The sequence below is a fragment of the Streptomyces sp. NPDC015220 genome (assembly GCF_043079345.1).
GTDB lineage: Bacteria > Actinomycetota > Actinomycetes > Streptomycetales > Streptomycetaceae > Streptomyces.
The window spans coordinates 25,389-52,279 of sequence record NZ_JBIBUK010000022.1 but is presented as its reverse complement, the minus strand read 5'-3'; the positions used below and the strand labels follow the sequence as shown (position 1 = coordinate 52,279).

The window sequence follows — 26,891 nt, the reverse complement described above, 5'->3', positions numbered from 1 at the left end:
AACCGGTAAGCTGTCGGCCATGTCAGACGTCACAGAGCCGACAGGCAGCGGCACGCCGCAGGCAGCGCGTGCCGCTGCCCGTGCGGCGAGCGCGGCCAAGGGGGGCGGGCTGCGTGAGGTGGCCCGTCGGGCCGGCGTCTCCGTCACCACCGCCTCGCACGCGCTCAACGGAGTCGGCCGGGTCGGCGCGGAGACTCGCGAGCGGGTCCTCGCCGTCGCCGCGGAGATCGGCTACCGCGCCAACCCCAACGCGCGCGGCCTGCGGGGATCCCGCACTGGACTGCTCGGCCTGACCCACCGCACCGCCATCGAGGGCGGCATCACCGACATCGAGTACTTCGTCAAGATCGGGAACGCCGCGACCTGGACGGCGATGGCGCACGACTACTCCCTCGTGCTCGTGCCGCCGTCCCTGGACGGCCGTCCCTTCGAGTCGCTGCCGCTGGACGGCACCATCGTCATCGATCCGCTCACCGACGACCCGCTGCTGAGCCGCCTCTCCGGCATGGGCGTCCCCGTCGTCACCACCGGCCGCGACCTGTCCCGCAAGGACGCCTTCCCCTGGGTCGACAACGAGCTGTCCACCTGCGCCGTCGCCGCCTTCGAGCACCTCGCCGCCACCGGCGCCCGCCGCATCGGGCTGCTGACCGGCTCGACCGGCCAGTCGTACGACGAGGACGCCGCGAGCGCCTACCGCGACTGGTGCGACCGCACCGGCCGCCCCGTACTCATGGACCGGGCCGAGCCCGGCACCGACTCCAGCGCCGCCGCGCACCGCCTGCTCACCCGGCCCGACCGCCCCGACGCCCTGTACGTCGTGATGGAGAAGTTCGGCTTCGCCACCCTCGCCGTCTGCCGCGACCTAGGACTCGACGTCCCGGGCGACGTACAGATCGTGGTGGGCGCCGACGGGGAGTTCGCGCGCAGCGCACGGCCCGCGCTCACCGCGCTCGACCTGGCCCCGGAAGAGATCGGCAGGCAGGCGGCCGAGCTGCTGATCGACGTGATCCGGCGACCGTCGGGGACCGGGACCGGGCCGGAACACCGTCTTGTCCCGGCCAGGCTGTTGCCGCGCGCCTCCACTCTGCCGGTGCGAGTGGAGCGCTGAAGAAGTCGTTTCTCATGGTTCGGGTGAGGGCTGAGCAGTCTGGGGGAAGCGGTTGAGTAGCGGCCTCCGCCGGCCGCGTCACGGCGCGCGGTGGTACGCCCGAAAGCTCTCCAGGCGTTCCAGCAGCGCGCGGCCCTCCTCGCGCCGGGTGCCCGGGGCGACGGCCTTCAACAGGGCGCCGACGGCGACCGGGTCCGGCCCGGACGGCGCGCGGGTGAGCCGGCGCACCTCGTCAGGGGCCAGCGGGGTGCGGGTCTCGTGGCCGTTCGCCGCGCAGAGGGTGCCGGTGTCCGGGCCCGGCGCCCACAGCACAGGTGCCTGCGGATCGCCGCGCAGCCGGTCCGCGTCACTGAGGGCGCGCGGCGCCGCGGCGGGCGGAACGGGCTCGAAACCTCCGGCGGTCCAGCGGCGCAGGGAGAGCACGGCGACGCGGCGGCGCATCGCGACGGGGTCGGCGAAGTCGTACAGGGCCCGTGTGACGGTGGTGAGCGCCTCGGGCAGCGTGGGAGCGAGGACGCCTCCGGTGGTGGGGCCGGGCGCGGTCAGGGGGACGTCCGTGGTACCCAGCAGGGTGTCCAGGCCGCCGCGGCCGGCGAGGCGGGCCGGGTCGAGGTCGGCGAGCAGGTCTTCGAGTTCGTAGCCGGTGTGGTGCTCGTCGCGGGGGATGCCGACGTTCACGCTGGTCGCCGGGGCGGCGGTGGCGCTCTCGCCGACGTGGTAGTAGTCGGCGGGCCAGTAGAGCAGTTCGCCGGGGCCCACCTCGGCAGGCACGGACGCCGCGATGTGGCGGGCGTAGTCGGTCTTGGTCGAGACGGGTTCCTCCCACGGCCTGCGCGGCCAGAACCGCATCCGCTTGCGGCCGCGCAGGCCGAACAGGAAGGTGGCGAAGCGGTCCTTGTGGACGCCGACCGGGCTGTGCTCGTAGGTGCCGTGGAACAACGTGGTGATGGCGCCGGTCAGCGGCAGGCCGACGGTCTGCCACAGTGGAGCGAAGAACGCGCGCTCCCGGGACCACAGCACGGCGTCGAAGGCGTGGAAGCCGTTGACCACCAACGCGTACCGGCGGTCGTCCAGGCGGGCGGCGAGACGTGCGTCGTAGGCGCCGAAAGCGCCGTCCCCGTCGGCGGGCAACATCCCGTCGGCGTCATCGCGTTGGACGGTGTCGACGGTGAACTGCACGTTGGGCGGCATGGGTGCGCCCGCTCCGCCCGTGGCGCAGCCGCGCACGGCAGCACGGAACACCTCCGGCGCCTTGAACGGCGCCGGAGCGACGGAGCGGAACAGGACCGGGCGCCGGTCCCAGTACCGCTCCATCAGGGTGCTCCAGGAGAACTCCGTCTCGACCGCCAGGATCGGTTCCTCGCTCATGCCGTGTCCGTCCTCCCCACCACGTCCACGCCGCGCAGGGCGTGCAGTTTGTTCAGCAGCGCGGCGACCTGCGCCTGGCGGCCGGGGCCGGCCTCGGCGCACAGTTCCGCGACGGTGTGCGCGCCCGGTTGCCGCAGCAGGCGCAGGACACGCTCGCCGAGCGTGCCCCGCAGGGAGAAGGCGTGGCCGTCGACGGCCCAGATCCACGCCCGCTCCTCGTCGAGCGGCATGCGCACGACGGGCGAGGCGGGCCGCAGCCGGTCCTCCGGTGCGAGGGTTACGGACGGCCGGGGGGCCGGGGCGGGTTCCAGCGCACCCGCGCTGACCCGGCGCGCCCACAGGACGCGCAGGATGCGGCCGAGCCGTTCCTCGCCGGTCACCCGCCGCAAGTCTCGTGCCACCTCCCCCAGTTCGGGTACCTCGGGGGCGCCGCCCTTCTCATCGGCGGGCGGGTACGGCAGGCAGGGGACGTGGTCATGGCCGCGTCGTTCGTGCAGCAGGCCCGCGACGACGTCCTTCACCGCTTCCGTCAGCAGGCGGTCATCGGCCGGGAGCAGCAGCCGCAGCGCGAGGGTCCGCGAGCCGTAGCGCAGGGCGTGGGGGCGTCCCGCGGGCCAGTGCAGCAGCTCCCCGGCGCCGGCCGTGAGGGCATGATCGTCCCGGGGGTGCTCCGGCAGCACCGTGACGCTGCCCTGCAGCACCCATACGAGGCTGGAGTGCGCGGGTTCGCGCCGCAGTCCGTCGCTGTCGGTGATCCCTTCACCGAGGGCGAGTTCGGCGACGACCGGCAGCACGGGATGGCCGATCCGCTCCCACAGCGGTGCGACCAGGTCGCGTATCTGCGCCCACAGGACGTGGTCGAGCAGAAGCGGCTGTTCCACGGCGAGCAGCCGGCCGTTCCCTCCCATCCGGGCGTCGAGCCGCAAAGCGTACCGCTCGGCCGTGTCGTCCTGCGGGCCGGGCAGCAGATCGCCGGGCGTCCGGATCCGTCCGCTCTCGACGAGGAACCGCACGTCGGGCAGCGCGCGGAACCGGGTGCCGGCCCGGAAGGGCCGTGCCGCCCGCACCATGACCGTGTACGCGCGCAGGGCGTCGACCGCGTCCCTCCCGCCGGGCGCGGGAGCGACGGCGGGCTCTCGCGCCCGGTGACGGGCGGCCAGGTCGTCCCAGGCAGCGGTCACCGGGTCCCGACGCGGTAGCGGCTGCGCAGCCGCCCCGCGTAGCGTGCGAGCGGTTCCATCCCCAGGTTGCGTCGCAGTTCGTCGACCCGGTCGGGCTGTTCGATGGGACACGGCTCCAACTCTCCCTCGCGGATCAGGAACTTGGTCCCGTACACCTGTGGGCGGCCCTGGACGACCCGCAGCGCGTCGGTGACGTAGGCCACCTGTCGCCGCGGCAGATCCCCTTCCCGGGCCGCCCGTCGGATCAGCCCGAGGCACTCCTGCTGAAAGGTGATCGGGCCCTCGGCGTGCTGGACGAGTCTGCACGCGGCGGCCGCGGCGGCCGGCCCGACGAGGGCGCGACCGGGCCAGCCGTACCGGGCCACGACGTCGGCCAGCCATCTCATGCCCGCCGTGGTCAATGCGACCAGCCGCTTCTCCGTCGCCTCGTCGGTGAAGCCGGAGGCCACCCAACGGGCGCGCATGACCGCGTCGACCCGGTCCATGCGCAGCAGCCGTCGCCGCACGTCCGGCGCCGGCTCGGGACGGCCGAACGGCTCCACGCGTATGCGGACCGTCTCCCGGTCCCAGATGTACGTGATCCGCCGTCCCGCTTCGGCCCAGGTGAACTCAGCCTCTCCGGTGTGCCGGTCGGTGACGCTCACCCGGACGCCGTCACCCTCGAGGGTGCCTGGTCCCACGGTGGCGCAGGCGTACTCGACCGCGTCGCGCAGTGCCACGCCCAGGCCGGCCAGGTCCCGGCCGCGCTCGTCGACCACGGCGGCGGACGGCGGCCAGGCGGGGTCGGGGTCCGCGGGGACGGTGAGGTATGCGGCTGGGGCGGGACAGCGGGCGGGGTCTGCCGTGCGCAGGAGCGGGCCGCCGTGCGCGCGGCGGAAGAAGTAGGGGACGTCCCCGACGTCGAGCTGGGCCGTCTCGGCCGGGCCGAAGACGGGCTCGGCGAGGGCTTCGTGGACGGCTCCGGCCGTGGCACCGGAGGTGCCCTGGGGCACGGTTGCGGAGGCGCCGCCGGGCCGGGCCGGAGACGGCCCCTCGGCTCGGGTCCCGGTGCCGGTGAGGCGGTCGGCCAGGGCCTCGGTGTACGCCGCCGTCGGCTTGAGCAGCACGCGGACGTACGTGTCCGGTGCGGCCCGCCGGAGGTGGGCGCGGATGCGGTCGTGATGGCGGGACATCAGCGTCCACGCGTCGAACATGCCGCGCAGGAAGGACGGCAGGTAGGGCCCGTGTCCGGCGCGCCCGTGGGTGTCGGCGACGACCGTGCGGGTGGCGACTCGGGTGCAGGGCCGGTCCCGTCGTACGAGTCGTGGTCCGCCGTCGGCGGTCTCGGTGAAGTGGGCGACGGGTCCGTCGACCGTGCACCAACGGGGCCGGTCCTCGAAGCCCGGATGGTGATGGTCTCCGGCGGCTTCGTCGGCGATGAGCCCGGTGTCGTGAAGCCGCCGCAGCGGTGTCAGGAAGATCTCCAGGTCCACGGGGTACGGCAGGGGCTCCCGGTCCTGGGGCCGGGAGCCGGCCAGGAGGTTGTCCTCGCCGAGGTCGGCGATACCGAAACGGAAAGCTGCGGCGGCGAGCGAGCCCGCCCTGTGCCAGTAACGTTCCGCCTGGCGACGGCCGAGGCGGGTGCCGTGCAACCGCCGGCCGTTCCCCGAGCGGATCACGCCCCACTGCGCGGGTGGTTCGACCCACTCCTGCCAGCTGTACTCCCGTCCGTCGGGACCGGAGCCGGGCGTGCAGCGCAGCACGGGTAGACGTACCGGACCGGACGTGCTCGGCAACGCGTTGAGCAGCGCGAACACGGAGTCGTCCGGGGGTAGGAAGAGGACCTCGCCGCCGGCCGGGCGCGGCTTGTAGGCGATGGTGCCGCCGCCGCCCAGGCGCACCCGCAGCACTCGGCGGCGGCCGTTGTGGGTCTCCGCGCCGTGGGCCTCGATGCCGGTCACCGGCAGCCGCAGGTCGGGCTGGTCGAACCAGGGAGTGCCGGTGTCGCGGGCGAGACGTTGCAGGAAGCGGTCCAGGAAGCCCGTCCAGCGGGCGCACTCCTCTTCGGCGCGGTAGGCGACGCCCGCAGCACACGCGGTGAACGCCTCGCACACCATCGGACCGAACAGCGCACCGTCGGTGACGTCGAGCACTCCGGGGGCGAGAAGGGCGGTGTGCTCGGCGGCGGTGCGGCCGCACCAGGCATCGAGGGCGTCCAGGAGCGTGCCGAGCGGAGCGAAGCGGGGGTCGGTCAGCGCAGCTGTCAGCAGCGCGGCATCCGACTCACCGGCAAGGTCGCGGTGATGGGCGAGGAGGCCGTCCTCGCCGAGGCGCAGCACCGGAGGGAACAAGGGGCCGGCGGCGCCCGCCCGTACGGCGTCGATCACCCTGCGCGCGGCGGGACCGAGCGCCGGGGCGTACCCCCGCACGGTCGGCGCGACCGCTTTCGCCTGCCACAGCACCTGGGTCATGGCGTCCTTCCCGGCGCGGTGCCGTCCCGCCTGGGGCGGGACGGCACCCGGTGTACCGTGCCGCGGCCTGTCGTCGGCCGCGGCTGGTGTCAGAAGCAGTAGACGCGGATACAGGTGCCGGCCGCGGCTCCGGTGCGGGCCGGGATCTCCTGCTCCAGCTCGCCGATGACGAGGTCGAGTTCTTCCTCGGCGGAGGGATGGGCTTCGGTGCGGGACTGGCCCTCATGGGTGGTGAGCTGGTTCACGGTGGTCCTCCTGGATCGACAAGAGACACTCGGTGATGCCGCGACAACTCGGCCGAGCTTAGGCAGCGGGGGACGACCGAAACAGGGCTGGAACAGACGACTTCTGGCCAATTACTGACTGTGACTGATGAGCGCGGAATGATGAGAGTGAACTTCCCCCGCCGCGCGGGAGGTGCTGACTAGCTGGTCAGGGCGGGTTTGCGGGGCTCCAAGGTGCGCCGTTTCGGTCGTTGCCTGGTTGGCGTAGTGCTTCTCCTCGAACTCGATGGGGCTGGGGTGGCCGAGCCGTTTCTGGATGCGGCAGGGGTTGAAGAAGCCGTCGGCGTACTCGAAGAGTGCGTGGTTCGTCCCGGCCCGGGTGGCAAAGCTGCGGCCTCGATGCACACCGTCTTGACCAGCATCCACGGGTCCCCCGCCAGGGCTTTGTCGAACGAGTCGCTCCCGGGCCCATGGACGCCTCAATGCCCGACCGGACCAGACGTGTTGTGAACTTGATCGAGTCGGCGGCCCGGACGCGACGAGTGCCGGCTTCGCCGCGTGACGCGGAAGCGGCGGCTGACGCCCGGCGTGCGGACGGGGCGGCTGCGCAAGCACAGTTTCGCCCGACTTCACTTGATCAAGCCGCTGTGCCGAAGACCTCCGCGCCCAGGACCTGGTCGCGGAGCTGGGTGAAGTCGACGTCGAGCTTGGGGGCGTACGCCTCCGGCTGGATGCCGAGCTCGTGAGTGGAGTACTCGCCGGAGGGCGGTGTACGTGGCGTTCTTGTGCGACCCGGAGCGCAGCCGCTTCAGCGGGGTGAGCCTGCACACCGCTCACTGGTTCCGGCGTATGGCTGCCGGTGGTTCCGGAACGGGATCGGCCAGCAGCCTTTGCGCTTCGTCGTCCGTGAGTTCACCGCAGTCGCGCAGGATGTCCAGAGCGGCGCGCCAGCGCGTGCGGGCGGCGTCCCGTTCGCCGAGGTCGTACAGCGTGTGGGCAGGCCCCAAAGTTGCTCGGCCTCGTTCAGACGGCTGCCGGTCAGGCGGACGACTCGCAGGCTTTCCTCGTAGCACTCGATCGACTCCCCGTAGCGGCCGGCGAGCCGGGCGGCCTTGGCCAGATCGCCCATGGTCTGCCCGAGGCGGTACTGGTCGTCCTGGGCGCGGAAGATCTCGACCGCGCGCTCGTGTGCGCTGATCGCCTCGGCGTGATGACCGAGACGTTGATGGACGACCCCCAGATTGGTCAGGGCCCTGGCCCGCCCGTTGTCGTCTCCTGCTTCATGGAACAGGCGGATGGCGCGTTCGTGGCAGCGCACCGCCTCAAGCAGATCACCACGAAGGCGTGCGAGGATGCCCAGGTTGTTGGAGGCCCTGGCGAGCTGATGCCGGTCGTCCAGCACTTCCCACAGCTCTGACGCGTGGCGGAACTCGGCAAGGCTCTCGTCCATTCTGCCGGTCTGGCCGTAGGCCATGCCGAGGAGGTTGTGAGACCTTGCCTCAAGTGCCCGCTGGCCGCTGTCCCGGGCCGTCCCCACGACGCCCGTTACAGGGGCCCGGCCGGACCGTTGTCCCCTGCCGTCGTAGCTGACCACCCAACACACCCCGCCGCGGGGCGGTAAGACGCGGGCGGCAGCCAGCCCGGAATTGACCGCCTGGCTCGACCAGAGCGCTGTGGGCACGTGGGGTGCGCCGGTACCGGGCGACGGGGCGGGCGAAGGCGGGCAGGGGGCTTCAGCCGAGGCCGTAGCGCGCTCCGATCCCCTCGATGACCAGCGCCAGCCCCTCCTCGAAGTGCCGGTCGTAGTCCGTGAAGAGCTCCACGCCCGCCGCCGCCGTCAACGGGTAGTCGGCCAGCCGGCGGGCGCGTTCCTCCACCAGGTCGAAGCCCTCGTGGCGCTCGTCGGGCAGGGGCTGGGCACCCTGCTCCTCGGTGACGAAGCCGAGGGTGAACAGATACGCCGTCGTGAACGCCCGGACCGCCTGGGCGAGGCTGAAGCCCGCGGCGGTGAACAGGCGCAGGCTGTCCTCCAACTGCTCGGCGTGCTCCACGCCGGTGAATCGCGATCCGCTGAACACCTTCGCGCCGTCGCGGTAGCCGAGCAGCGCCGCGCGCAGGCCCCGGTTGGCCTTGAGCAGCCGCTCCCGCCAGGTGTCGTCGGGGGCGAGCGCGAGGCCGGCGACCATACGGCGGTACATCTCGGTGGCCATCTCGTCGAGCAGGGCCCGTTTGTCCTTGAAATGCCAGTACAGAGCGGGCGCCTTCACGTCCAGTTCCCTGGCGATGGCGCGCAGGGTGAGGCCGTCCAGGCCCACCTCGTTCAGCAGTTTCAGCGCCGTGTCCGCGACCCGCCGGCGGTCGAGGGGGGCGCGTCGTTCCGTTCCCACAGGGACAGCTTGACAGCTTAACGCCGTTAAGGCGATCCTGGGGCGCGACAGCGACTTAACAGCGTTAAGGAGAATCGGGATGAATACGGACGTTCTGATCGTCGGCGCCGGCCCCACCGGCCTGGCCCTCGGCGTCGACCTGGCCCGGCGTGGCGTGGACGCGCTGGTCGTGGAGCGCGCGCAGTCACTCTTCCCCGGCTCGCGCGGCAAGGGTTTCCAGCCCCGCACGATGGAGGTCTTCGACGACCTGGGCGTCCTCGACGCCATCCGCGCGGCCGGCGGGACCTACCCCGTCGGGATGATCTGGAAGGACGGGCGGCGGGCCGGCGAGCGCCGGATGTTCGAGCCGCTCCCGGTGAGCGAGGACACGCCCTACACCGAGCCGTGGATGGTGCCGCAGTGGCGCACCCAGGAGATCCTGCGGGCCCGGCTGGAGGAGCTGGGCGGCGAGGTCGCCTTCGGCCGTGAGGTCGTCGGCGTCGCCCAGGACGAGGACGGCGTCACCGCGCACCTCGCCTCCGGCGAGCCCCTCCGCGCCCGGTACGCGGTCGCCGCCGACGGTGGCCGGTCGGCCGTGCGGCGCGCACTCGGCGTCGGCATGACCGGCGAGTTGGTCGATCCGAGCCCGATGCTGGTGGCGGACGTCCGGATCGACGGCCTGGACCGCGACAACTGGCACTTCTTCCCGGGGGCCGACGGCCGCCTCGCGCTCTGCCCCCTGGCCGGCACCGAGGACTTCCAGCTGACCGCCGAGTTCCCCGAGGGAACGGAGGTGGACCTCACCCCGGACGGCATACGGAAGGTCGTCGCTGACCGCACGCACCTCGCCGCCGAGGACGTGACCGAGGTGCGCTGGGCCTCCGACTTCCGGCCTCGCGCGGCGCTGGCCGACCGGTTCCGCATGGGCCGGGTGTTCCTCGCCGGGGACGCGGCACACGTGCACTCGCCGGCCGGCGGGCAGGGGCTGAACACCAGCGTCCAGGACGCCTACAACCTGGGCTGGAAGCTGGGCGCGGTCCTCAACGGCGGTGCCCCGGCCGCGCTGCTGGACACCTACGAGGAGGAGCGGCGCCCGATCGCCGCCAGGATGCTCGGCGTCTCGACCGGCGTCCACCGCGGGGAGGTACGGCGCGGGAAGGAGACCCAGCAGTTGGCGCTGGGCTACCCGGAGTCGTCCCTGACTGCGGAGACGCGTGCCACCCCGACCGGTACGCTGCGCGCCGGTGACCGCGCGCCCGACGGGAGGGTGGACGGCGTACGGCTCTTCGACGCGTTCCGAGGGCCGCACTGGACGCTGCTGGCGCTGGGCACGGGCGCCCCGGCCGAGGACCTCGGAGCGGTACGCGTCGTGCGCGGGCCGGCCCACGGCGCGTACGGGACGGGAGCGTTCCTGGTCCGCCCGGACGGCTACGTCGGGTGGGCGGCCGAGACGGCGGACGGCCTCACGGAGTACCTGGCCCGCGTCGGGCTGCGCTGACGGGTCGGCGCCGCGCTGCACGGACGGCATTTCGTCCACCGGCTCCTACCGCCTGGTGACCACCCTGACCGACGCCCGCCGCCACCCCGCCTGTTGCTGTCCCTCGGGCATGGGCAGGACCGCCAGTGCGGTGTCTGCGATGTTCCGCAGTGTCTCCGGGTCCAGGCCGGCCTTGTCCACCGCCTCGATACCGCGAACCACCGTCAGCAGCAGTGCCGCCAACCGCTCCGGATCCGCAGCGCTATCAATGTCGCCGTGGCGCTGGGCGGCGCTGATCTCCGCCCGCAGCAGGGTCGGCAGTGCCGTCATGGTCTCGGCCGGCCGTGCGGCGACCGTCGGATCGTGCCGTGCCAGTTCCGCCGCGCCCTTGGCCAACAGGCACCCGCGGCGCTCGTGTCGGAGGCGGTGTTCTCCGCCATGAGGTGAACGTATTCCGACAGCCGGGCCAAGGCCTCTGCGTCCGGGCCGCCTGCCAGCTGCCCTACGGCCGCCTCGAGAACTGCGGTGCACCAGTCGCCGAATACACGGTGGAACGGCTTGCCCTTTTCGCCGAATGCGCCGTACAGGCTGCCCTTGGCCAGGCCGGTCGGATGGGCGATGTCGTCCATCCGGGTTCCTGCACAGCCGGTCGCCCAGAACTGTTCCCGGGCCCGCGCCAGGACTTGGGGCTCGTCGAATGCGCGTGGTCTCGGCATGGTCGCGCTCATCTTGACTCGGTCGTCCATTACCGCCCACGTTATGGACGAATCATCCCGGAATTGAAGAGGTGCGACATGCCAGGCGCACTGCAGGAAAGGGTGGCCTGATCACCGGAGGGACCAGCGGGACCGGGCTGGCCATCGCCCGGGCCGCCGGGGCTGGATCAGGGCGCTTGCCCGCGCCAACGCGGAAGCGGTCGTCGCCTCGGTGACGGGGCGGGCGGAGGCACCGTCGACGCTGCTGCTGGGCCGCTATGACGAGGCGGGCCGGCCGGATGTTCACCGAGGCGCGGGGGCATGCGCCGGTCCGGCTCACCGCGCGGCCCGGGCGGGCGTCCGCGACACGGACGCGTACGGCCGGCGCGCAGCCGGCCGTACGCCAAGCCGGGCCCTGTCACCACGCAGCCCTCCGCGCCTGTTCACGGTCGCACTCGACGGGGTGTCGCACCCTGATCAAGGACTGACCGAGTCCGGCCGGGTCCCGTCGCCGGTCTCCAGCGCGGTGACCAGCCGGTCCAGAGCCGGTAGCGCCTGGTGCAGCGCCGCCCGGTCGGCGTCGGACAGCTCCTCCACGACGCGGGTGAGGGCCGCGGTGCTGGCCCGGTCGTAGCGCTCCAGCAGGTGCAGGGCTTCCTCCGACGCGGTGAGCACCACAGTCCGTTGGTCGTGCTCGGGCCGGACCCGTTCCACCAGCCGTTCGGCGGACATCGCCCGGACCAGGTTGCTCACGGTGGACGGTGCCACCCGCACGCGTGCGGCCGCCGCGCCGGGGCTGAGACCCTCGGGCGAGGAGGACAGGGCCCGCAGCAGTTCGATCTGTGCCTCCGGCAGGTCGGGCAGCCCCTCGGCGTTGCGGGTGGCACGCAGGACGGCACGCCGCAGCGGTCCCAGAAGTCCGCCCAGGCCCGCCGCGACGCGCGCCGCCTCCGGTGTCCCGGGTGCACTGCGGTCACCCATCCCATCCGCCGCTCTGTCTGTGTTGCGCATGCCCCATTGTGGACTGCGCAGATAAAGTTTTGCAGCAAACATATTTTGTGGCAAAGTGATGTGTGGAGCGAGGGCACCGGACCGGCCGAACCCCACGCCGGCGGGTGACCGCTCACAGCACAGCAAGGAGCACCACCATGACCACCGTGCACGACACCCCGACGACCGTCGAGAACCCCGTCCCGCCGCAGGATCTGTCCGGCATCGTCGGGCACCGGTTCATCTACACGTACGCCAACGGCTGGCAGTACGAGATGTACGTGAAGAACGCCACGACCATCGACTACCGCATCCACTCCGGGATGGTCGGCGGCCGCTGGGTGAAGGACCAGGAGGTCGACTTGGTGCGGCTCGCCGACGACGTCTACAAGGTGTCCTGGAACGAACCGACCGGCACCTCGGTCGTCGTCAACGTGCTGCCTCACCTGCGGGTCCTGCACGGCACCATCTTCTTCCCGCAGTGGATCGAGCAGGACGGCAGCAAGACGGTGCTCTACCAGAACGACCACCTGGAGGAGATGCGCGCCTACCGGGACGCCGGCCCCACCTACCCGATCTACGTCGTCCCGGAGTTCGCCCGCATCACCCTGTTCGAGTACGTCGGCGAGAACGATGAGAGCGTCGTCGCGGTGGGCCCCGAGGACCTGCCCCGAGGCTTCGCCGACCGCACCTCCTAACGACGTTGTCAAGCCGCCGTCGTGACGGGGAGTTCGCCTCGGTAGCGCCGTCCGTCACGGACCAGAGCCCGTAAGACGTTCACTCGTCGACGGGCCGGGGCGAGGACCGCCTGGACGTGTCGCTCGCCTTCGGCGCGCTTGTGTTCGTAGAAGCGGCGGGACGCATCGCAGTTGCGGATGCTGATCAGCGCGGAGGTGTGGAAGACGCGCTGGAGGCCGCGGTGATAGCGGCGGGGACGGTGCGGGTTGCCGCCGACCCTGCCCGAGTCCCTGGGCACCGGGACGACACCGGCAAGGCCGGCAAGGCGGTCGGCAGAGCCGTACCGGCTCACGTCGCCAGCGGTGGCGGTGAGGAACGGTCGGCGTCGATGTCGGCTCGACGGCCGGTGAGCACGCGCAGATCGATGGCGTGCTCGTCGTCCGGCCCCGGCGCGGTCAGGTCCCGGCGCATCCGTGCCTGGTCAGCGATGACGGTGGCGTCCTTGGCATCCGTCCTGCCGGTGCCCTTGTAGGCGGCCGACGCACGGTTGACCGCGAGGCCGGGTATGTGGACGATGCTGACCGTGATTGAGCAGGATGCTGATCCGGTTCCGCACGCGCTGATGGCGCGGATCGGTGAGGTCGGCGGCACTCTGGTGCGAGCCGGCGCTGCTGACGCCGGGGGCGGCCGACGTCGGGGAGGGCATGCGGGGATGTGGGGCCCGGCCGAACGGATCACCGCCGCCCTTGCCGCGCGCGGTGTCGAACTCACCGACCGCGGTACCGTCGACGTCGCCGTGCGGCGCTCAATGCCGAACGGCTTGCCCAGCGACTCACGGGCCGCCTCTCCGGCCGTCCGGCTCCTGACGCACACCCTGGCCGGGAGCGCCACCGACGCGGCGGCCCGCACCGGCCGCGGCACCCGAAAAAACAGGCAGGTAGAAGTGGAAGAGGCCGATTCCCGCACAGTCAGTTGCGCCCGCGTCACGCGAGAAGATCTACCGGTGCAGCCTCCGCCGCGAGGGCGAACCCCGCAGATCGATCACGCCCCGATATGCGCCCTGAGATCAGCCGAGACCACGATGGGCGGCCCACAACGCCCCGGCACGGCTGGCAGCGTCGGAGACCAGGGCCGCCAGTTCGGGCTTATCGGGGACAGGGAACGAGACGTATGCGCCCCTACCGCCACCGACTGGTCTGCCATAGGCCTTCACGGCGAGGTGACCGTCCGGAAGAAGCCGGACGTTGAGTGTGGTCAGCGTGAACGCCTCACCGCGTCGAGTGTCCGTCCAGCGGAGCGCCTGCGGAATCGTGACATTGATCGCCAGAGCACTTACATCCAGGTCGCTGCTCATGGACGGATGATCTCACGCGAGTTGCCGCAGGCGGCCGCCACCGGCTCACGCAGCAAGCAGTTTGATCACGACTCGACAAGTACTGCAACGGTGCTTGCCGTGACGGGCAACCAGTCCGATCGTTGATGTGGTGGTTATGGGGGGGACCTTGCGGATGTCAGGATGTGGGCCGGTGAGCTGGCGGCTGTGCATGAGCGGTTCGTGCACCGGTTCAGCAGGTCGGAGCCGCGTGTGCGCCCCTGGCACCGACCCGACCGCCGGCACTGGGTCCTCGCCCGCCGCGGCGTCGCCCGCCCCGAGGAGATCTCCTACTACATCGCCTACTGCCCGGCCGAAACGACGCTGGACGAGCTGATCCGTGTGGCAGGCAGCCTCTGGGCGGTGGAGGAGTACTTCCAGACCGCGAAGCAGGCATGCGGAATGGACGACTACCAGATCCGCCGCTATCCCGGCTGGTACTCCATCGCCTGGTGCACCCCGGCCAGCTTCCGGCCCAGGACCGGCAGCTCCCGGGACTCGGCCGCGCCGGCCGCGACCACTACGTTCGGGCACCGTACGTCCTCGCGACCGGCATTTTCGACGGCGCAGGACGTCCGCGCAGGTCGGCGCCGGGCACGGGCACGCCCACCGAACGGAGCCGGCCCCGGCCGGGCAGCGGGTGGGCTGCGCGGCCGGGGCCGGTACCCGGGGTCAGGTGGTCACCGGCTGCCGGTGGTCACTTGAGGTAGGGGCCGTCGGTGCCGATCTTGCCCGGGGCGGCGTTCTTGCCGCCGAGGTCCAGCACGTAGACCCGCAGGTTGCCCTTGCCGGAGGCGGCGACGGACAGGGTGCCGTTGCCGACCACCTTGGTGTCACCGGTGACGGCATCCTTGTAGGTGCCGTTGGGGATCCCGGCGAAGGTGGCGTTGTCGCCCACCGCGACCAGGGCGAAGCTGTCCACCCCGCTGGCGGCGTCGGTGTAGCGGCGCTTGTAGGCCATGCCGCCGCTGACGCCCTCGGTGGAGTACTGGCCCATCTGCAGGGCGGGGATCGCCCGGCGGATCTGGTTGAGCCGCTGCAGGTGCTTCACCAGGGGCTTCTGCAGGGTGGCGGCGACCGCCCCGCTGGCGCTGTCCACCTTGGAGAAGTCCGAGGTGGTGACGGTGCCGGCGATCTGGTCGCCGTAGTAGGCGCGGCCGGTGGTGGCCAGCGGGCAGGTCGGGCCGCAGTCGAGCTGCTTGCCGGCCTGGAACTCGATCTCCGAGCCGTAGTACAGGGTCGGGATGCCGCGGAAGGTCCACATCAGCGACATGTTCTCGGCCCAGGCGTCCGTGCCTCCCGCGTAGCGGGTGGCGGACTTGTTCGGCCCGTAGTCGTGGCTGTCGACGTAGACGACGTTGTAGGTTGCGTCGTTGGTGGAGTCGTCGGAGTCCTTGCCGTTGTAGAAGGCGTTGTGCGCGTCCCCGAAGTTCATGTGCATGCGCATGTCGATGATGTTCATGCCGGAGGCCTTGCTGTGGTCCGGCGTGTGGTAGCTGTTGCCGCTCAGGAAGGCGTTGTTGCTGGTGGGTTGCTGACCGGTGCCCAGCTGCTCCTCGTAGTTGTACTGGTCGAGCGCCGCCTGTACGTCGTCCGAGGTGTAGTCCTTGCGCTCCTTCCAGGTGTAGAACTGCGCGGAGTGGTTGACCGAGCCGCGGTTCCACTTGTCGTTGACGAAGGCCGCGACCTCGGCGAAGACGAAGAAGTTCTGCGCCTTGTCCGGGCCCCAGTCCTGGAGCACCCGCTGCTGGATGGCCGGCAGGAAGCGACGGTTCCAGGTGACCCGCGGGACGTGGACCGCGGTGTCGATGCGGAAGCCGTCGACGCCCATGTCGATGTACTTGTTGTAGGCGCCGATCAAGTAGTTCTGCACCTCGGCGTTCTCGGTGTTGAAGTCGGCGAGGTCCTCGTGGATCCAGCAGGAGCGCGAGTCCTCGCCTTCCCAGTTGCCGATCCAGCACTGGTGGTAGTACTTCGACGGGAACATCTTCGAGGTGGGGCTGGGCCACTGGCAGTTGTAGACGGTGTAGCCTTCGGCGCTCTTGCCGCCCGTGGGTACACCCCAGTTGACGCAGGTGTTACCGGTCGGCTCCGCGGTGGACCACAGGTCGCCGTTGTAGTACGACTTGCCGCTCTTGGGCTCGACGGTCAGGCCGTCGTACTCGAAGCCGGCCTGCTTCTCGTCGTAGTACCAGGACCACTGGGAGTCCCGCACGCCGTAGACGGTCGGGGTGAACAGGCCCTTGGCGCCCCAGCGGGAGCTGTGGTTGTAGACCACGTCCTGGTAGATCTTGATGCCCTTGGCGTGGGCGGCGTTGATCAGGTCCTGGTACGAGGCGCCCGCCGACTCCAGCCGCGCGTCGACCTTGTAGAAGTCGTAGCCGTGGTAGCCGTGGTAGTCGTAGTCGGACCGGTTGAGGACCACCGGGGTGATCCAGATCGCCGAGAAGCCGAGGGCCTTGATGTAGTCGAGCTTCTGGACCAGGCCCTTGAAGTCACCGCGGAACATCGGGTCGTTGTTGGCGGCGTTGCCCGACTTGACGTCCTGGCTGCCGCCGCGGTTGTTGCTGCTGTCACCGTCGTTGAAGCGAGCGGTCAGCACGAAATAGATCGGGTCCTTGCGCGGGTCGGTGCCGATCGGCTTGCCCGGCGGGGGGGTCGGCGGCGCGTCGCCGGTCTTCGCGGTGGCGGCGTCCGACGCGTCGGAGATGTTCCCCGCGGCGTCCAGCGCCTTGACCGTGTACGAGTAGGTGGTCTGCGGCTCCAGACCGGAGTCGGAGTACACCGTGGAACCCGTGTTGACCACGATGGTGCCCTTGGTGCCGCCGGTGCGGGTGACCTCGTACCCGGTCACCTCCTTGTTGTCGGTGGACGGCTCCCAGGTCACCACGATCGAGGTGTTGGTGGCCGACGCCTTCACCTGGGTGGGCATGCTGGGCGCGGTGGTGTCCGGCACGACGTCGGCGCAGGGGTCGTCGGCGTTCTTGGTCACCACCTTGTCCTTGACGGTGCTCAGACCGGTGGACAAGGCGTAGTTGACCCCGTTGTTGTTGTCCCAGACGCCGTTGCCGTTGTTGAACGTCGCGGCCAGGCCGGCCGCGCTGCCCAGGTCGACGGTCTTCCGCACCCAGCCGGTGCAGGCCGCCTCCATGCCCACACCGGGCGCCGCGGTCCAGCTGCCGCCGGTGGGCGCGTAGTGCAAATCGACCGTCGTCCACCCCACCGAGGCGGTGGAGTAGTAGACCGTGGCGGAGTTGGTGCCGCCGCTCTGGGAGGGAGACGGCGACGGCGAGGCGCCGGCGCACGGGTCCCCGGTGCCCACCACACCGTCCTTGACGGTCACCGGCCCGGTCGCCAGGGCGTAGTTCTTGCCGCCGTTGCTGTCCCAGGTGCCGGACCCGTTGTTGAAGGTCGCCTGCAGGCCGGCGGCGGTGCCGGGGTCGACGGTCTTCTTCACCCAGTCCGTGCAGGCCGCTTCCATGGCCACGCCCGGCGAGGTGGTCCAACTGCCCCCGTTGGGCGCCCAGTGCAGGTAGTAGCTGCTCCAGCTCTTCGACTTGGTGTAGTAGAACACCGTCGTCGGGGTCGGCGTGGTGCCGCCGCACGGGTCGCTGTGCGCGATGGCGCCGTCCTTGACGGTGATGGCGCCGGTACCCAGGGCGTAGTTCTTGCCGCCGTTGTTGTCCCAGGTGCCGGACCCGTTGTTGAAGGTCGCCTGCAGGCCGGTGGCGCTGCCGAGGTCGACGGTCTTCTTCACCCAGTCCGTGCAGGCCGCCTCCATGGCCACGCCCGGCGAGGTGGTCCAACTGCCCCCGTCAGGCGCCCAGTGCAGGTCGTAGGCGCTCCAGTTCTTGGTCTTGGTGTAGTAGAAGATCGTCGCGGTGTTGGGTGCCGCAGCTGTCGTGGTGTCCGCCGCTCCGGCGGAGTGCACCCCTGTCGACAGCAACCCCGCCACCAGGGCGAGGGCAGGGGCGAGGACGGCGGCCCAGCGGCGCCGTCCCCGTCGGATATTCGGTTGCAACGAAGGGATCTCCTCGCACAGGGCCGCCTGCGGGGGCGGCCAGGGGCGCACGGGATCGCCCCTTCGACCTTACGCAAGAAATGCAATAACTTGCAGTCGTCGAAGGCCCCGTCCAGGCCCCCTGTCGGGTGGGAAACTGTGCCCACGGCGATCTTCCGTGGCTGGCGGCCCAGCGAGAGTCTCGCCTCCAGGTGTGCGCCAGGGGGAGCTGCTCTCCGACGGAACGGCTCTGAAGTCCACGGATGCCTGGGGTGGGGCTCGATGAACTTCGACGTTCGTACGCGGACGCGGGACGCTTGATGCCACGGCAAGTTCGCCGCCATCCTTGCGAAAACTTCTGCAAGAACTGTCAGGAGAGTAGCGAGGGGTGGTCGGGGTCGTAAAGATGTATGACAGGACAGGTTCAACCGCCGCCCTACCCACCCGCACCCCCGTCGCGACGGCTCAGGGCTGCCGGGGCGGCGCGCAGCGCCGCAGCCGCGCGTGGAAGTCCTCGTCCGGGTCGAAGACCATCTCGACCGTCACACCCCGCCAACGGCCCAGCCGATCCGTTCGTGTGGCACTGAACTTCCCCACCGGCGACGTCCGGCCCCCTCGGGCCCGAGACGCCCGCACCGGCACCGACTTCACCCCGACGAACGACTGGGGGTAGGTCGTTCCGGTGAAGGCGTCCTTCTCGCTGATGTCCGTCCGTGCGGGTAACACCCAGCAGCTGGGCCAGGTAGGTGCTGGTGGTCGCCCTGCGGCGGCGTAAGAGCGCTGACGCCGCAGCGGACGCGGACCTGCGAGCCGGTCGCCCGGGTCGGGACCAAGCAGGAGCTCGCCGAGGTGCTGATGGTCAGCATCAGAACCTTCGGGTACCACCTCGGGAACGTCCTCACTCGACTTGGCGTGCGCTCCCGCGTCGAACTGGCCGCCCGCTTCCGTGGGCGACGTGACCGCTCGGAAACGCCGCCCCCCGCGGAGGCGATCGGCATTCGTTACCAGCACGAACACCTCGGTTCTGGAGCCGCCTGCCCAGGCAAACGCCGATGTGCGCTGGCCGGGGCGCGTCACGGGCGACGCGGGGCTTGATCCGTCGACCGGTGGTTTCTACGGGCCGACGTTTGGGGCCGCGGGTTCCCATGGCTGGAACCATGGGTCGGGCCATGCCTCGGCTGCGGCGAGCAGCGGGTAGAGGGTTGCGCCGTCGATGCTCTCGCGGATGAGGTCGGCGTGGCCTCCGTGCCGTGCGGTCTCCTCGATCAGGTGGAGCAGGACCCAGCGGACCGACCAGCTCCCGACCTCCTCGGGAAACCACGGAAGACCGCGCGGCACCGGAACGGCCTGCCCGAGGTCCGGGATACCGGCGATCACCGCGTCGGTTCGCTCTGCTGCCTCGGCATACGCGGTCAGGACCTCGGCCAGGCTCTCGTCCGGGGCGAGCCGGAATTCGTCGGCGTCCGTCTCGTCCGCCTTTCGCTGGGACCCACGTTGCTGCTGAAGGATGAGGTCGGTCCAGAAGTTCTCACACCGTCCGGCGTGCTTGATCAGCCCACCGATGCTCAGCTCGCCGACGGGAGCCGCCATGCGGGCCTGCTCATCGGTCAGACCATGGGCGGTGGCGCGGAGCGCGCGCCGTTGGTGGGCGAGATAGGCGGTCAACGCCGTGCGTTCGTCGGCGACGGGCGGGGCGAATCCCGGCATGACTGTATCCCCTCGTATGCAAAACGTTGCAGCAATTTTCGGCTGGATTCTACCGCTGTGTCCTCGCGGTGAACACGGGTTTCTCGTCGAAGGGTGCGCGATGACGAGCGTGTTGGGCAAGCTCGTACGACCAGATTGCTCGTGACTTGAAAGATTTTGTGTCACCTTGCGCAAGAGGTGAGAGCGTCTCCTTAGCCAGGAGGTGACTTGCGGAAATCAGTCGGATCGTGGGGCGCGGGCCGCCTGAGGTGCTCGGGGTGCGGCGGGTGGCGGTGTCAGCCGCTTCCCCGTTTCGGCCTCGACCAGGGCCGGTCGGCTGAAATCGGGACGTTCGGCCAGGCGCCGGCCCTGCGCCTGCGCGCCGTGGTGAACCTGCCTCGGGCCGACCCGGACCAGCTGGAGATCAGCGAATCCCGGCGCACGCTCCTCGAACAGCAGCTTCCGTACGGCGAGGTGGCCGGGGCTGTGACGATGCTGTCCAGGCGCCGGAGCGCGGAGCTGCCCGCCGCTCGCTGGGAGCGAGGGCCGTTCGGCAACTCTGCCCCCTCCGTCGGTTACTCGTGCACGGTCGCCGGACCGGACGGCGTGCCGGCGTTGAAGGGCACTTGGTGCGGGGCTTGGCGGGCCGGGCGCCGGCCTGTCGCCTCAGATTCGCTGTTGGAACAGACGGCATCGCAGGCCCAGGCGATCGGCGAGCCCGAGGAGGAAGGCGTCGCCGAGCGGCGGCCAGTTGTTGAAGTGCACCGCGACGCCGGCGAGGTGGATGGCCCACTGGCCGGTCCAGTCGCCCAGCAGGGCGGAAGTAGCTCAGTCCTCGCAAGTCGTTAGCGGTTCCGTCTGGTCAAGCCAGGGCTGGACGAGCGTGATGTGCGCGTCTTCGTCGAGCTGCGTGTTGCAGTTCGGGCAGGTCGGCGGGGTGTATTGGACGCCAGGGTCGTGGACTTGGCGTTGGTCGAGGATGTCGATGCCGTCGCCGACGGGACCGTTGCTGTCGTGGGGGTCGCGGACAGCTGCTGTGGCAGCGGGACCGGGGATGTACCGACTTGGCCGCCAGAGCGGATCAGGTCGGTCATTGGGTTGAATGATCCGCCAGTCGAGAAGCCAGTTGGTGGCGGTCGCCGCCCGCGCGGGAGCTTACTCGGCGAAGGAGGTCAGCTCCGCGATGACGATCGCGCTGTCGCTCATGGCTGCGAGCGTAGCGTTGGGATTCCGAGCGCGGCCGCCCCTGCCCGCGCTGACCGGCAAGGCAGCGGGGTGAATGTGCTGGCGGGTCACTGTACTCGGGGCACGCGGAAGCCGGCCGCGCGGAGCTTCTGTTCGGTCAGTGCGGTCAGGCGGGCCGAGATGGGGGCCTGTTCCTCGCCGTGGTTGTTGATCAGCCGGTAGCGGGCGGCGGCGGTGGCCCAGGCCCGCATGGGGCCGCTGGCATCGAGCAGTTCGGGGTGGGCGAGGTAGTGGTCGGCCAGGGCTGCCGCGAGTTCTTCGATGCGCGGGTCGTCGGGGTCCCAGCTCTCGGCCTCCCAGCCGCGCTGGGTCAGCTCGACGTAGGCGGGGTCGGCCAGGCGGCTCTCCAGGACGGCCAGGAAACCGTCGAAGCCAGCTGGGATCAGCGCCTTGGCGAGGACCAGCGCCTCGCGCTGCGTGGCGACGTACTCGGCGGCGAAGCCGAGAGCGCGCATGCGGTCCAGGAGGGCGCAGGCCCGGTCGGGCAGCAGTGCCCGGTCGCCGTCGGCGAGCCGACGCAGAGTCTCGCGACGAGTTGTCAACTCTGCTATGTGATGGACAAGTTGGCGTTCCACCTCAGCGAGCGCGGCGGTGAACTGCGCGCCGTCCGCAGCCAGCAGGGACGCGGTGTCGGCCAGCGGCACTCCGGCGGTGGCGAGGGTGCGCACCTGCACCAGGCGCAGCAGGTCGGCAGAGCCGTAGCGTCGGTAGCCGGAGCTGTCCCGCTCCGGCTCTGCGACGAGCCCCAGCTTGTGGTAGTGCCGCACCGTCTTCACGGTGACGCCGACGAAGGCCGCGGCCTGCCCGATCGTGACTCCGTTGCTCATGCGCCCAGTGTGCCGAACACCTCCTCGACGAGTCGCTGTTGGGCCTTCTGGAAGGGCGCGGCGAGCGACAGGCCGGGGTCGTCGACGTAGTTGAGCCCGGCGGTCAGTGTCGTGGTGCCGTCGGCCGAGGCGTACATCAGGGCCGCCGAGCCGCCCTGGCCGCCGTTGTGGTGGTAGACGGTGCGGCCCTCGCCCAGGTTCTGAGCGAAGATCCCCAGGCCGTAGCCAATGGTCTGCTCCGGGGTGCGCATCTCGGCCAGCAGTCCCTCCGGCAGGAGCTTGCCGCCCATGAGTGCACAGAAGTACGTGTGCAGGTCCGCGGTGGTGGAGATCATGTCGCCGCCGGCGCCGACCCAGGACGGGTTCTGCCGGGTGACGTCGATCGTGTGCTCCACCCCTGCGTCGTCGTAGCGGTAGTAGCTGTGGTTGTGGGGGTCCGGGATTTCGGGGGACGCGCCCGGCGCCAGCGTGCCGGTCAGGTGCAGCGGTTCGAGGATCCGTTGCCGCAGTTCCTCGGCGAACGGGCGACCGGTGAGTTCCTCGACCAGCAGCCGGGCGATCACGTAGTTGGTGTTGGCGTAGCTCCAGCCCGCCCCCGGCTCGAACCGGGCCGGCCTGGCGAGCGAGAACCGGACCAGTTCTGCCGGTTCGTAGGTGTGGAAGCGCAGGTCCACCCACTCCTTGCCCTGCCAGGGAATGCCGGCGGCGACCGTCCCGTCCTCGTAGTACTCCCCGGTGTGGTTGAAGATCCCGCTGGTGTGCTGGAGCAGCATCCGGACGGTGATGCGGCGGTCGAGGCCGAGCTGCGGCAGTTGGTCGGCGACCGGGGTGTCCAGGCCGGTCCGGCCCTCGGCCACCAGCATCAGCACTGTCGTCGCGACGAAGTTCTTGGTGGTGCTGCCGATCCGGAAGTGCGCGTCCGTCAATGGGCGCTGGGTGTCGCCCAGTTCACGGTATCCGGCGCTGCCTACCCAAGCACCGCGCTCGTCGTCGACCCGCAGTTGCACCCCGAGGATCCCGGACGCCGCGATCTCCTCGATCGCCTTCTGCAGTTCCGGCCGTTCCGGGCCCCGGGGGGTGGGATTGCTGGGCATGGTGCGCCTCCGCGTCGTGTGTGCCCCGCTCGGTGCCGGGCCGTTACGGCGAGCCTGCACCCTGACCTTGGGTCAACCTCAACTGTGGCGTGCATCACGGCACTTGGAGCGCCCTGGACCGGGGTCGTGTTCAGGCGGCGACGAAAGGCACGTACGCGGCCAACCCTGAGGTTCACTTCAACGCCCCGGCCGGCTGACTCGTACGGCCGCAGGGTGCGGACCCCGCCGTTCCACCCGTACCGAACGCCCTGGCAGGGCATTCCGCCCCGGTCAGCCCGCAGGTCGGCCGGGGTGCCGGTGGCGGCCGGAAGACAGCGGACCGCGCAGCACCGGCCTTGCCGGGGGCCCGTGCCCCTGACAGTCTTCCGGCGCGCGCCCTGCGGCAGCCGGACCCCGGCCCCCACCCGCTGACTCTGCCCGATGGACGAACCGACCAGGAGTGCCCGCCATGCCACGTACGACCTTCCGTGTGCCCCGCACGCTGCTCGCCGCCACGGCGACGGCCGCCCTCGCCCTCGCCACGGCCCTCACCACGGCGACCGCCCCGGCCGCCGCCGGGACCATCGCCCAGACCCCCAATGCCGGGACCACCGCCGAGGCCACCGGAGCCGCCGGAGCCGCCTCAGGCTTCTGGGCCTGCTCCGTCCCGTCCGGCTACACGTACACCTCAACCACCAGCTCCTACACCTGCTCGGGAAGCAGCAGCTTCCGGACCACCGAGTTCTACGTCGAGCCGCCCGCCGACGGCCTCTGGGCCTGCAAGAACATGCCCGGCTACACCTACACCGGGGTCACGAGCAACCAGGCGTGCTCCTCTGGCGGGAGCTACAAGACCAGCCAGTTCCTGCTCTACAAGCCCGTGACCGGCATGTGGGCCTGCTACGTGCCGTCCGGGTTCACGTACACGGCCACCCAGCAGAACTACGCATGTTCCGGCGGCAACAGTTACACCACCACCCAGTTCCTGCTGCGCGCGCTGTAGACGCCGAGGGCCCCGGGCCCAAACCCGCGCTGGCTCACGAGCCCGGTCTCCGGCCGGAGGACCATGGGGCGCTGATCCAGCTGCTGCCGCGGGATCCGGGGCTGCCTTCGGGGATCTCGCCGCTGTGGGAGGAGTTCAAGGCGTCCGGCTGGGAGATGGGCGCCGTCCGTCTGCGCAGGGAAGTTGCCGCGCATGGGCGGCTTGTTGTCATCTGCGCTTCGGCGCCGGAAGGTCGTACTCTCACCTCTTGACGGCCTCTGCATGTCCATGAGTGTCTCGCCGACATTCTCGGCGTCGAACACTCGTGAGTCCGGGATCAACTGCTGCACGAGCGCACTGGTCGTCGTCCTGCCCCCGTGTCCGTCTCCCGGCAGGGCGCACCGGCGCCGTGAGAGCGGCCTCTGCCGCGCCCGCCGACGCAGTTGCCGATATCAGGGGCGCTGGCTTCGACCACTTCTTGCGGGGTCTGGCACAACTTCCGTGAAGCCGACCCGATCCTCGATGCCGGAGGTCGGTCTTTTGAAGGACTGGCGGGTCAGCGGCTCGTTGCGAGGCAGGCCACAGTCGAGATCGGTACGAGTTCACGGAAGTTGTGCGCGAGCCCGAGTTTCGACGGCGCAACGCGGTACTCAGCGCCGTCGCTCAGCTTTCAGGCAGTCTCGAACGTGCGCTCGTATCAGTTGGGGTCAGTCAGTGCGGCGGGAGCGGGCAAGAGCCAGCCCACCGAGGGTCGCGCCGATCAGACCCACCAGCATGGCCACGTAGGCCCCACCCAGCCCGTTGCCGGTGCCGAGGCCACCATCGGCGGTGGTCGCGACCAGCCCGCCGAGGACCATGCCGGTCAGCCCCGCCACCATGGCCAGCCTCGCCCCGAGTGGTCCGTTGGCAGTGCCGAGACGAGCTGTGGGCCGGGCCAGCGCCAGCCAGGCGATACCCATGCCGGCCAGCCCCAGCAGCGCGCCTGCGGTGGCCCCGAGTCGGCCGGGGCCGAAGTCGTAGACGTCAGCGGCGAGCGGCTGGACCGATGCGTGCGCGGCCGCCGGTACGGCAAGGGCGACGCCTGCGAGCAGGACGGCCGCGACGGTGGCAAGCAGGCGACGAACAGACATCGGGGTGCTCCTTCTCTTCCTGTGGACGGGTGTCGCCTGAGCATGTACGCCAGGGCCGCCCCTGGTCGTCCGGTGAACGCAGACACTTCGCACTGCCGTCGATGCCGCATCCGGCTGCTACGGACGCCGCAGGGGGCGCGAAGGTACTGCGTGTGCGGTAGTCGGATGCTCGTCCACGAGGGGGACTCGCCCGCGGCGGCAGCCAGCTAAGGTGCGGGCATGAGTGCAGGCCAGTCCCGTGCGCGGGCCCGTGTCGGAGACTGCGTCATCGCTGTCGGCGTGGCAGCGGCGCTGCTGGTAACGGGGCTGTCCGGGCAGCGCTCCGCCACCGATCTCAACGTGCTCGGTTATGTGCCCCTGACGGCCGGCGGGCTGGCACTGGCGGCACGCCGCCGGGCTCCGGTTGCCGTTCTGGCCGTCACCGGGCTGTGCGCGGTGGGGTACCAGGCGGCCGGTTTCGATGTGCCTGCTGTCGCGTACCTGTTCGCGGTGTACGCGGCCGTACGGGCGGGGCACCGCACCACTACCGTGGTGGCGAGCGTGGTCATGCTGGCCGTGCTCCCGCTCGCGGCCTTGGCCTCGGGCCTGCACGACACAGGGGAAGCGTTCGCACAGGCCCGAGGCGCCCTCGAGATCGCCTGGCTGATCGCGGCGGGCGCCGCGGGGGAGGCACTGCGGCAGGCCGAGCGTCGGGCGGACGAGGCCGAGCGCACCCGAGAGGAGACCGCGCGGCGCCGCACCGACGAGGAACGGCTCCGTATCGCACGGGAGCTGCATGACTCGCTCACCCATCAGATCTCGGTCATCAAGGTGCAAGCCGAAGTCGCCGTCCACGTGGCTCACAAGCGCAACGAACAGGTTCCGGAAGCCCTGCTGGCGATCCAGGAGGCCGGCCGTGAGGCAAGCCGTGAGCTGCGCGCGACGCTGGAGGCGCTGCGCGACGACGACACGGCCCCGCCGCGTGGGCTCGAAGATGTCCCGGAACTGGTGGAACGAGCCCGTACACTCGGCCTGGAGGCGACACTGACGATGGCGGGGCAGAGACAGGGTGTGCCGGCCGCGGTGGGCCGGACCGCCTACCGGATCGTTCAGGAGTCCCTGACCAACATCGCCCGTCATGCGAACGCCGGCACGGCGTCGGTTCTCGTCGACTGCCGTCCGGACGCCCTCGCCATACGCATCGACGACGACGGCAAGGCCACACCGGTCACCGCGCTGACACCCGGCGTCGGGCTGCTTGGCATGCGCGAACGCGTCACCGCCCTTGGCGGGCGGCTGCGCGCGGAACCGCGCGACGAAGGCGGCTTCACGGTCCGGGCCGAACTCCCCCTGGACCGAACGTCGTGATCCGTGTCCTGCTGGTCGACGACCAGCCGCTCATTCGCAGCGGATTCCGCGCGCTCCTCGATCTCGAAGAGGACATCGAGGTGGTGGGTGAGGCCGCCGACGGCCGCAAGGGACTGGAGCTCGTCAAAGCACACCTGCCCGACGTCGCGCTAGTCGACATTCAGATGCCGGTCGTCGACGGCATCGAGGCGACCCGGCGCATCGCCGCGGACCCGGCCCTGGCCGAGGTGCACGTCGTCATCCTGACCAACTACGGCTTGGACGAATACGTCTTCAACGCGCTACGCGCCGGCGCCTCCGGATTCCTGGTCAAGGACATCGTGCCGGACGACTTCCTGCACGCCGTACGCGTCGCCGCCCGTGGCGACGCCTTGCTTGCCCCCTCGATCACCCGCAAGCTGATCAACCAGTACGTCACCCAGCCGCTCCCCGCCCACGCCGGCACGGGGCTGGAAGAGCTGACCAGCCGCGAACGCGAGGCCGTTGTCCTGGTCGCACATGGACTGTCCAACGACGAGATCGCCGACCGCATGGTGATCAGCCCACTGACCGCGAAAACCCACATCAACCGGGCCATGACCAAGATCCATGCCCGTGACCGAGCACAACTCGTGGTTCTGGCCTACGAATCCGGCCTGGTAGCCCCACGCAAATCTTGACCGTGCGCCTCGCACGCCTGTGCGTCGCGTGGG

21 protein-coding genes and 3 pseudogenes are annotated in these 26,891 nt (G+C 70.7%); 8 read left to right on the top strand and 16 right to left on the bottom strand.

Going from position 1 to position 26,891, the window contains the following annotated elements; all coding sequences use genetic code 11:
- The first annotated feature begins 19 nt into the window (after window positions 1-19).
- Window positions 20-1,108, top strand: coding sequence for a LacI family DNA-binding transcriptional regulator (locus ACF061_RS31190; RefSeq protein WP_392270348.1), 1,089 nt, complete (start codon window positions 20-22; stop codon window positions 1,106-1,108).
- Window positions 1,109-1,186: 78 nt separating this feature from the next.
- Here ACF061_RS31190 and ACF061_RS31185 read toward each other — a convergent pair whose 3' ends face one another.
- The 7 genes from ACF061_RS31185 to ACF061_RS31155 form a co-directional block, all read right to left on the bottom strand.
- Window positions 1,187-2,476, bottom strand: a complete 1,290-nt coding sequence (locus ACF061_RS31185) for a JmjC domain-containing protein (RefSeq protein WP_392270347.1) — start codon at window positions 2,474-2,476, stop codon at window positions 1,187-1,189.
- Window positions 2,473-3,657 carry a hypothetical protein gene (locus ACF061_RS31180; RefSeq protein ID WP_392270346.1) on the bottom strand — a complete coding sequence of 395 codons (1,185 nt, stop codon included), beginning with the start codon at window positions 3,655-3,657 and terminating at the stop codon, window positions 2,473-2,475. The genes ACF061_RS31185 and ACF061_RS31180 overlap by 4 nt, the downstream gene beginning before the upstream one ends.
- Window positions 3,654-6,107 carry a DUF4135 domain-containing protein gene (locus ACF061_RS31175; protein WP_392270345.1) on the bottom strand — a complete coding sequence of 818 codons (2,454 nt, stop codon included), beginning with the start codon at window positions 6,105-6,107 and terminating at the stop codon, window positions 3,654-3,656. The genes ACF061_RS31180 and ACF061_RS31175 overlap by 4 nt, the downstream gene beginning before the upstream one ends.
- An 89-nt stretch (window positions 6,108-6,196) precedes the next feature.
- Window positions 6,197-6,352, bottom strand: coding sequence for a hypothetical protein (locus ACF061_RS31170; protein WP_360669696.1), 156 nt, complete (start codon window positions 6,350-6,352; stop codon window positions 6,197-6,199).
- 111 nt (window positions 6,353-6,463) lie between these two features.
- Window positions 6,464-6,736, bottom strand: a complete 273-nt coding sequence (locus tag ACF061_RS31165; RefSeq protein ID WP_392270416.1) for an IS3 family transposase — start codon at window positions 6,734-6,736, stop codon at window positions 6,464-6,466.
- 403 nt (window positions 6,737-7,139) lie between these two features.
- Window positions 7,140-7,868, bottom strand: a complete 729-nt coding sequence (locus tag ACF061_RS31160) for a tetratricopeptide repeat protein (RefSeq protein ID WP_392270415.1) — start codon at window positions 7,866-7,868, stop codon at window positions 7,140-7,142.
- A gap of 196 nt (window positions 7,869-8,064) precedes the next feature.
- Entirely contained in the window at window positions 8,065-8,718 is a 654-nt protein-coding gene (locus tag ACF061_RS31155) for a TetR/AcrR family transcriptional regulator C-terminal domain-containing protein (RefSeq protein ID WP_392270344.1), read from the bottom strand.
- A gap of 79 nt (window positions 8,719-8,797) precedes the next feature.
- Here ACF061_RS31155 and ACF061_RS31150 point away from each other — a divergent pair, with 79 nt between their 5' ends.
- Entirely contained in the window at window positions 8,798-10,195 is a 1,398-nt protein-coding gene (locus tag ACF061_RS31150) for an FAD-dependent oxidoreductase (protein WP_392270343.1), read from the top strand.
- 45 nt (window positions 10,196-10,240) lie between these two features.
- Here ACF061_RS31150 and ACF061_RS31145 read toward each other — a convergent pair.
- Window positions 10,241-10,890: pseudogene (locus ACF061_RS31145) on the bottom strand (TetR/AcrR family transcriptional regulator).
- Window positions 10,891-11,346: 456 nt separating this feature from the next.
- Complete coding sequence (locus ACF061_RS31140) at window positions 11,347-11,850, bottom strand: MarR family winged helix-turn-helix transcriptional regulator (protein ID WP_392270342.1); 504 nt, start codon at window positions 11,848-11,850, stop codon at window positions 11,347-11,349.
- Window positions 11,851-12,017: 167 nt separating this feature from the next.
- Here ACF061_RS31140 and ACF061_RS31135 point away from each other — a divergent pair, with 167 nt between their 5' ends.
- Entirely contained in the window at window positions 12,018-12,557 is a 540-nt protein-coding gene (locus tag ACF061_RS31135; protein WP_392270341.1) for a phenolic acid decarboxylase, read from the top strand.
- Between the two features lie 8 nt (window positions 12,558-12,565).
- On the opposite strand, the pseudogene ACF061_RS31130 reads toward ACF061_RS31135, so the two are convergent.
- Together ACF061_RS31130 and ACF061_RS31125 are read right to left on the bottom strand one after the other, a co-directional pair.
- Window positions 12,566-13,141, bottom strand: a pseudogene (locus ACF061_RS31130) (transposase); the annotation flags it as partial.
- Window positions 13,142-13,603: 462 nt separating this feature from the next.
- Window positions 13,604-13,891, bottom strand: coding sequence for a hypothetical protein (locus ACF061_RS31125; RefSeq protein WP_392270340.1), 288 nt, complete (start codon window positions 13,889-13,891; stop codon window positions 13,604-13,606).
- A 231-nt stretch (window positions 13,892-14,122) separates the two neighbouring features.
- On the opposite strand from ACF061_RS31125, the pseudogene ACF061_RS31120 reads away from it, so the two are divergent.
- A pseudogene (locus ACF061_RS31120) lies at window positions 14,123-14,350 on the top strand (IS701 family transposase); the annotation flags it as partial.
- Between the two features lie 256 nt (window positions 14,351-14,606).
- On the opposite strand, the gene ACF061_RS31115 reads toward ACF061_RS31120, so the two are convergent.
- A complete protein-coding gene (locus tag ACF061_RS31115) occupies window positions 14,607-17,930 on the bottom strand; it encodes a carbohydrate binding domain-containing protein (protein WP_392270339.1) in 3,324 nt (1,107 codons plus the stop codon).
- 759 nt (window positions 17,931-18,689) lie between these two features.
- On the opposite strand from ACF061_RS31115, the gene ACF061_RS31110 reads away from it, so the two are divergent.
- The gene (locus ACF061_RS31110) at window positions 18,690-19,004 is read left to right on the top strand and encodes a LuxR C-terminal-related transcriptional regulator (protein ID WP_392270414.1); all 315 of its coding nucleotides are present in this window, start codon (window positions 18,690-18,692) and stop codon (window positions 19,002-19,004) included.
- 18 nt (window positions 19,005-19,022) lie between these two features.
- Here the strand turns inward: ACF061_RS31110 and ACF061_RS31105 are convergent, their stop codons facing one another.
- The 3 genes from ACF061_RS31105 to ACF061_RS31095 all read right to left on the bottom strand — a co-directional run bounded on the left by ACF061_RS31105 (window position 19,023) and on the right by ACF061_RS31095 (window position 22,761).
- Window positions 19,023-19,616 carry a DinB family protein gene (locus ACF061_RS31105; protein WP_392270338.1) on the bottom strand — a complete coding sequence of 198 codons (594 nt, stop codon included), beginning with the start codon at window positions 19,614-19,616 and terminating at the stop codon, window positions 19,023-19,025.
- Between the two features lie 1,271 nt (window positions 19,617-20,887).
- The gene (locus ACF061_RS31100) at window positions 20,888-21,667 is read right to left on the bottom strand and encodes a MerR family transcriptional regulator (RefSeq protein WP_392270337.1); all 780 of its coding nucleotides are present in this window, start codon (window positions 21,665-21,667) and stop codon (window positions 20,888-20,890) included.
- Window positions 21,664-22,761 (bottom strand): serine hydrolase domain-containing protein, encoded by a 1,098-nt coding sequence (locus ACF061_RS31095; RefSeq protein WP_392270336.1) that lies wholly within the window; start codon window positions 22,759-22,761, stop codon window positions 21,664-21,666. Before ACF061_RS31095 ends, ACF061_RS31100 begins: the two co-directional genes overlap by 4 nt.
- 448 nt (window positions 22,762-23,209) lie before the next feature.
- On the opposite strand from ACF061_RS31095, the gene ACF061_RS31090 reads away from it, so the two are divergent.
- Window positions 23,210-23,743 (top strand): hypothetical protein, encoded by a 534-nt coding sequence (locus ACF061_RS31090; RefSeq protein WP_392270335.1) that lies wholly within the window; start codon window positions 23,210-23,212, stop codon window positions 23,741-23,743.
- 686 nt (window positions 23,744-24,429) lie between these two features.
- Here the strand turns inward: ACF061_RS31090 and ACF061_RS31085 are convergent.
- Window positions 24,430-24,852: a DUF6223 family protein gene (locus ACF061_RS31085; protein WP_392270334.1), complete on the bottom strand. Its 423-nt coding sequence runs from the start codon at window positions 24,850-24,852 to the stop codon at window positions 24,430-24,432.
- 219 nt (window positions 24,853-25,071) lie between these two features.
- Between ACF061_RS31085 and ACF061_RS31080 the strand changes: the two genes are divergently transcribed.
- Together ACF061_RS31080 and ACF061_RS31075 are read left to right on the top strand one after the other, a co-directional pair.
- The gene (locus tag ACF061_RS31080) at window positions 25,072-26,199 is read left to right on the top strand and encodes a sensor histidine kinase (RefSeq protein WP_392270333.1); all 1,128 of its coding nucleotides are present in this window, start codon (window positions 25,072-25,074) and stop codon (window positions 26,197-26,199) included.
- Window positions 26,196-26,858, top strand: a complete 663-nt coding sequence (locus ACF061_RS31075; protein WP_392270332.1) for a response regulator — start codon at window positions 26,196-26,198, stop codon at window positions 26,856-26,858. The genes ACF061_RS31080 and ACF061_RS31075 overlap by 4 nt, the downstream gene beginning before the upstream one ends.
- The last annotated feature ends 33 nt before the right edge of the window (window positions 26,859-26,891 follow it).

Coding starts and splice junctions, on each gene's coding strand:
- ACF061_RS31190 (WP_392270348.1), top strand. CDS start 20: ATGTCAGACGTCACAGAGCCGACAGGCAGCGGCACGCCGCAGGCAGCG.
- ACF061_RS31185 (WP_392270347.1), bottom strand. CDS start 2,476: ATGAGCGAGGAACCGATCCTGGCGGTCGAGACGGAGTTCTCCTGGAGC.
- ACF061_RS31175 (WP_392270345.1), bottom strand. CDS start 6,107: ATGACCCAGGTGCTGTGGCAGGCGAAAGCGGTCGCGCCGACCGTGCGG.
- ACF061_RS31150 (WP_392270343.1), top strand. CDS start 8,798: ATGAATACGGACGTTCTGATCGTCGGCGCCGGCCCCACCGGCCTGGCC.
- ACF061_RS31140 (WP_392270342.1), bottom strand. CDS start 11,850: ATGGGTGACCGCAGTGCACCCGGGACACCGGAGGCGGCGCGCGTCGCG.
- ACF061_RS31135 (WP_392270341.1), top strand. CDS start 12,018: ATGACCACCGTGCACGACACCCCGACGACCGTCGAGAACCCCGTCCCG.
- ACF061_RS31125 (WP_392270340.1), bottom strand. CDS start 13,891: ATGAGCAGCGACCTGGATGTAAGTGCTCTGGCGATCAATGTCACGATT.
- ACF061_RS31105 (WP_392270338.1), bottom strand. CDS start 19,616: ATGCCGGGATTCGCCCCGCCCGTCGCCGACGAACGCACGGCGTTGACC.
- ACF061_RS31100 (WP_392270337.1), bottom strand. CDS start 21,667: ATGAGCAACGGAGTCACGATCGGGCAGGCCGCGGCCTTCGTCGGCGTC.
- ACF061_RS31095 (WP_392270336.1), bottom strand. CDS start 22,761: ATGCCCAGCAATCCCACCCCCCGGGGCCCGGAACGGCCGGAACTGCAG.
- ACF061_RS31090 (WP_392270335.1), top strand. CDS start 23,210: ATGCCACGTACGACCTTCCGTGTGCCCCGCACGCTGCTCGCCGCCACG.
- ACF061_RS31085 (WP_392270334.1), bottom strand. CDS start 24,852: ATGTCTGTTCGTCGCCTGCTTGCCACCGTCGCGGCCGTCCTGCTCGCA.
- ACF061_RS31080 (WP_392270333.1), top strand. CDS start 25,072: ATGAGTGCAGGCCAGTCCCGTGCGCGGGCCCGTGTCGGAGACTGCGTC.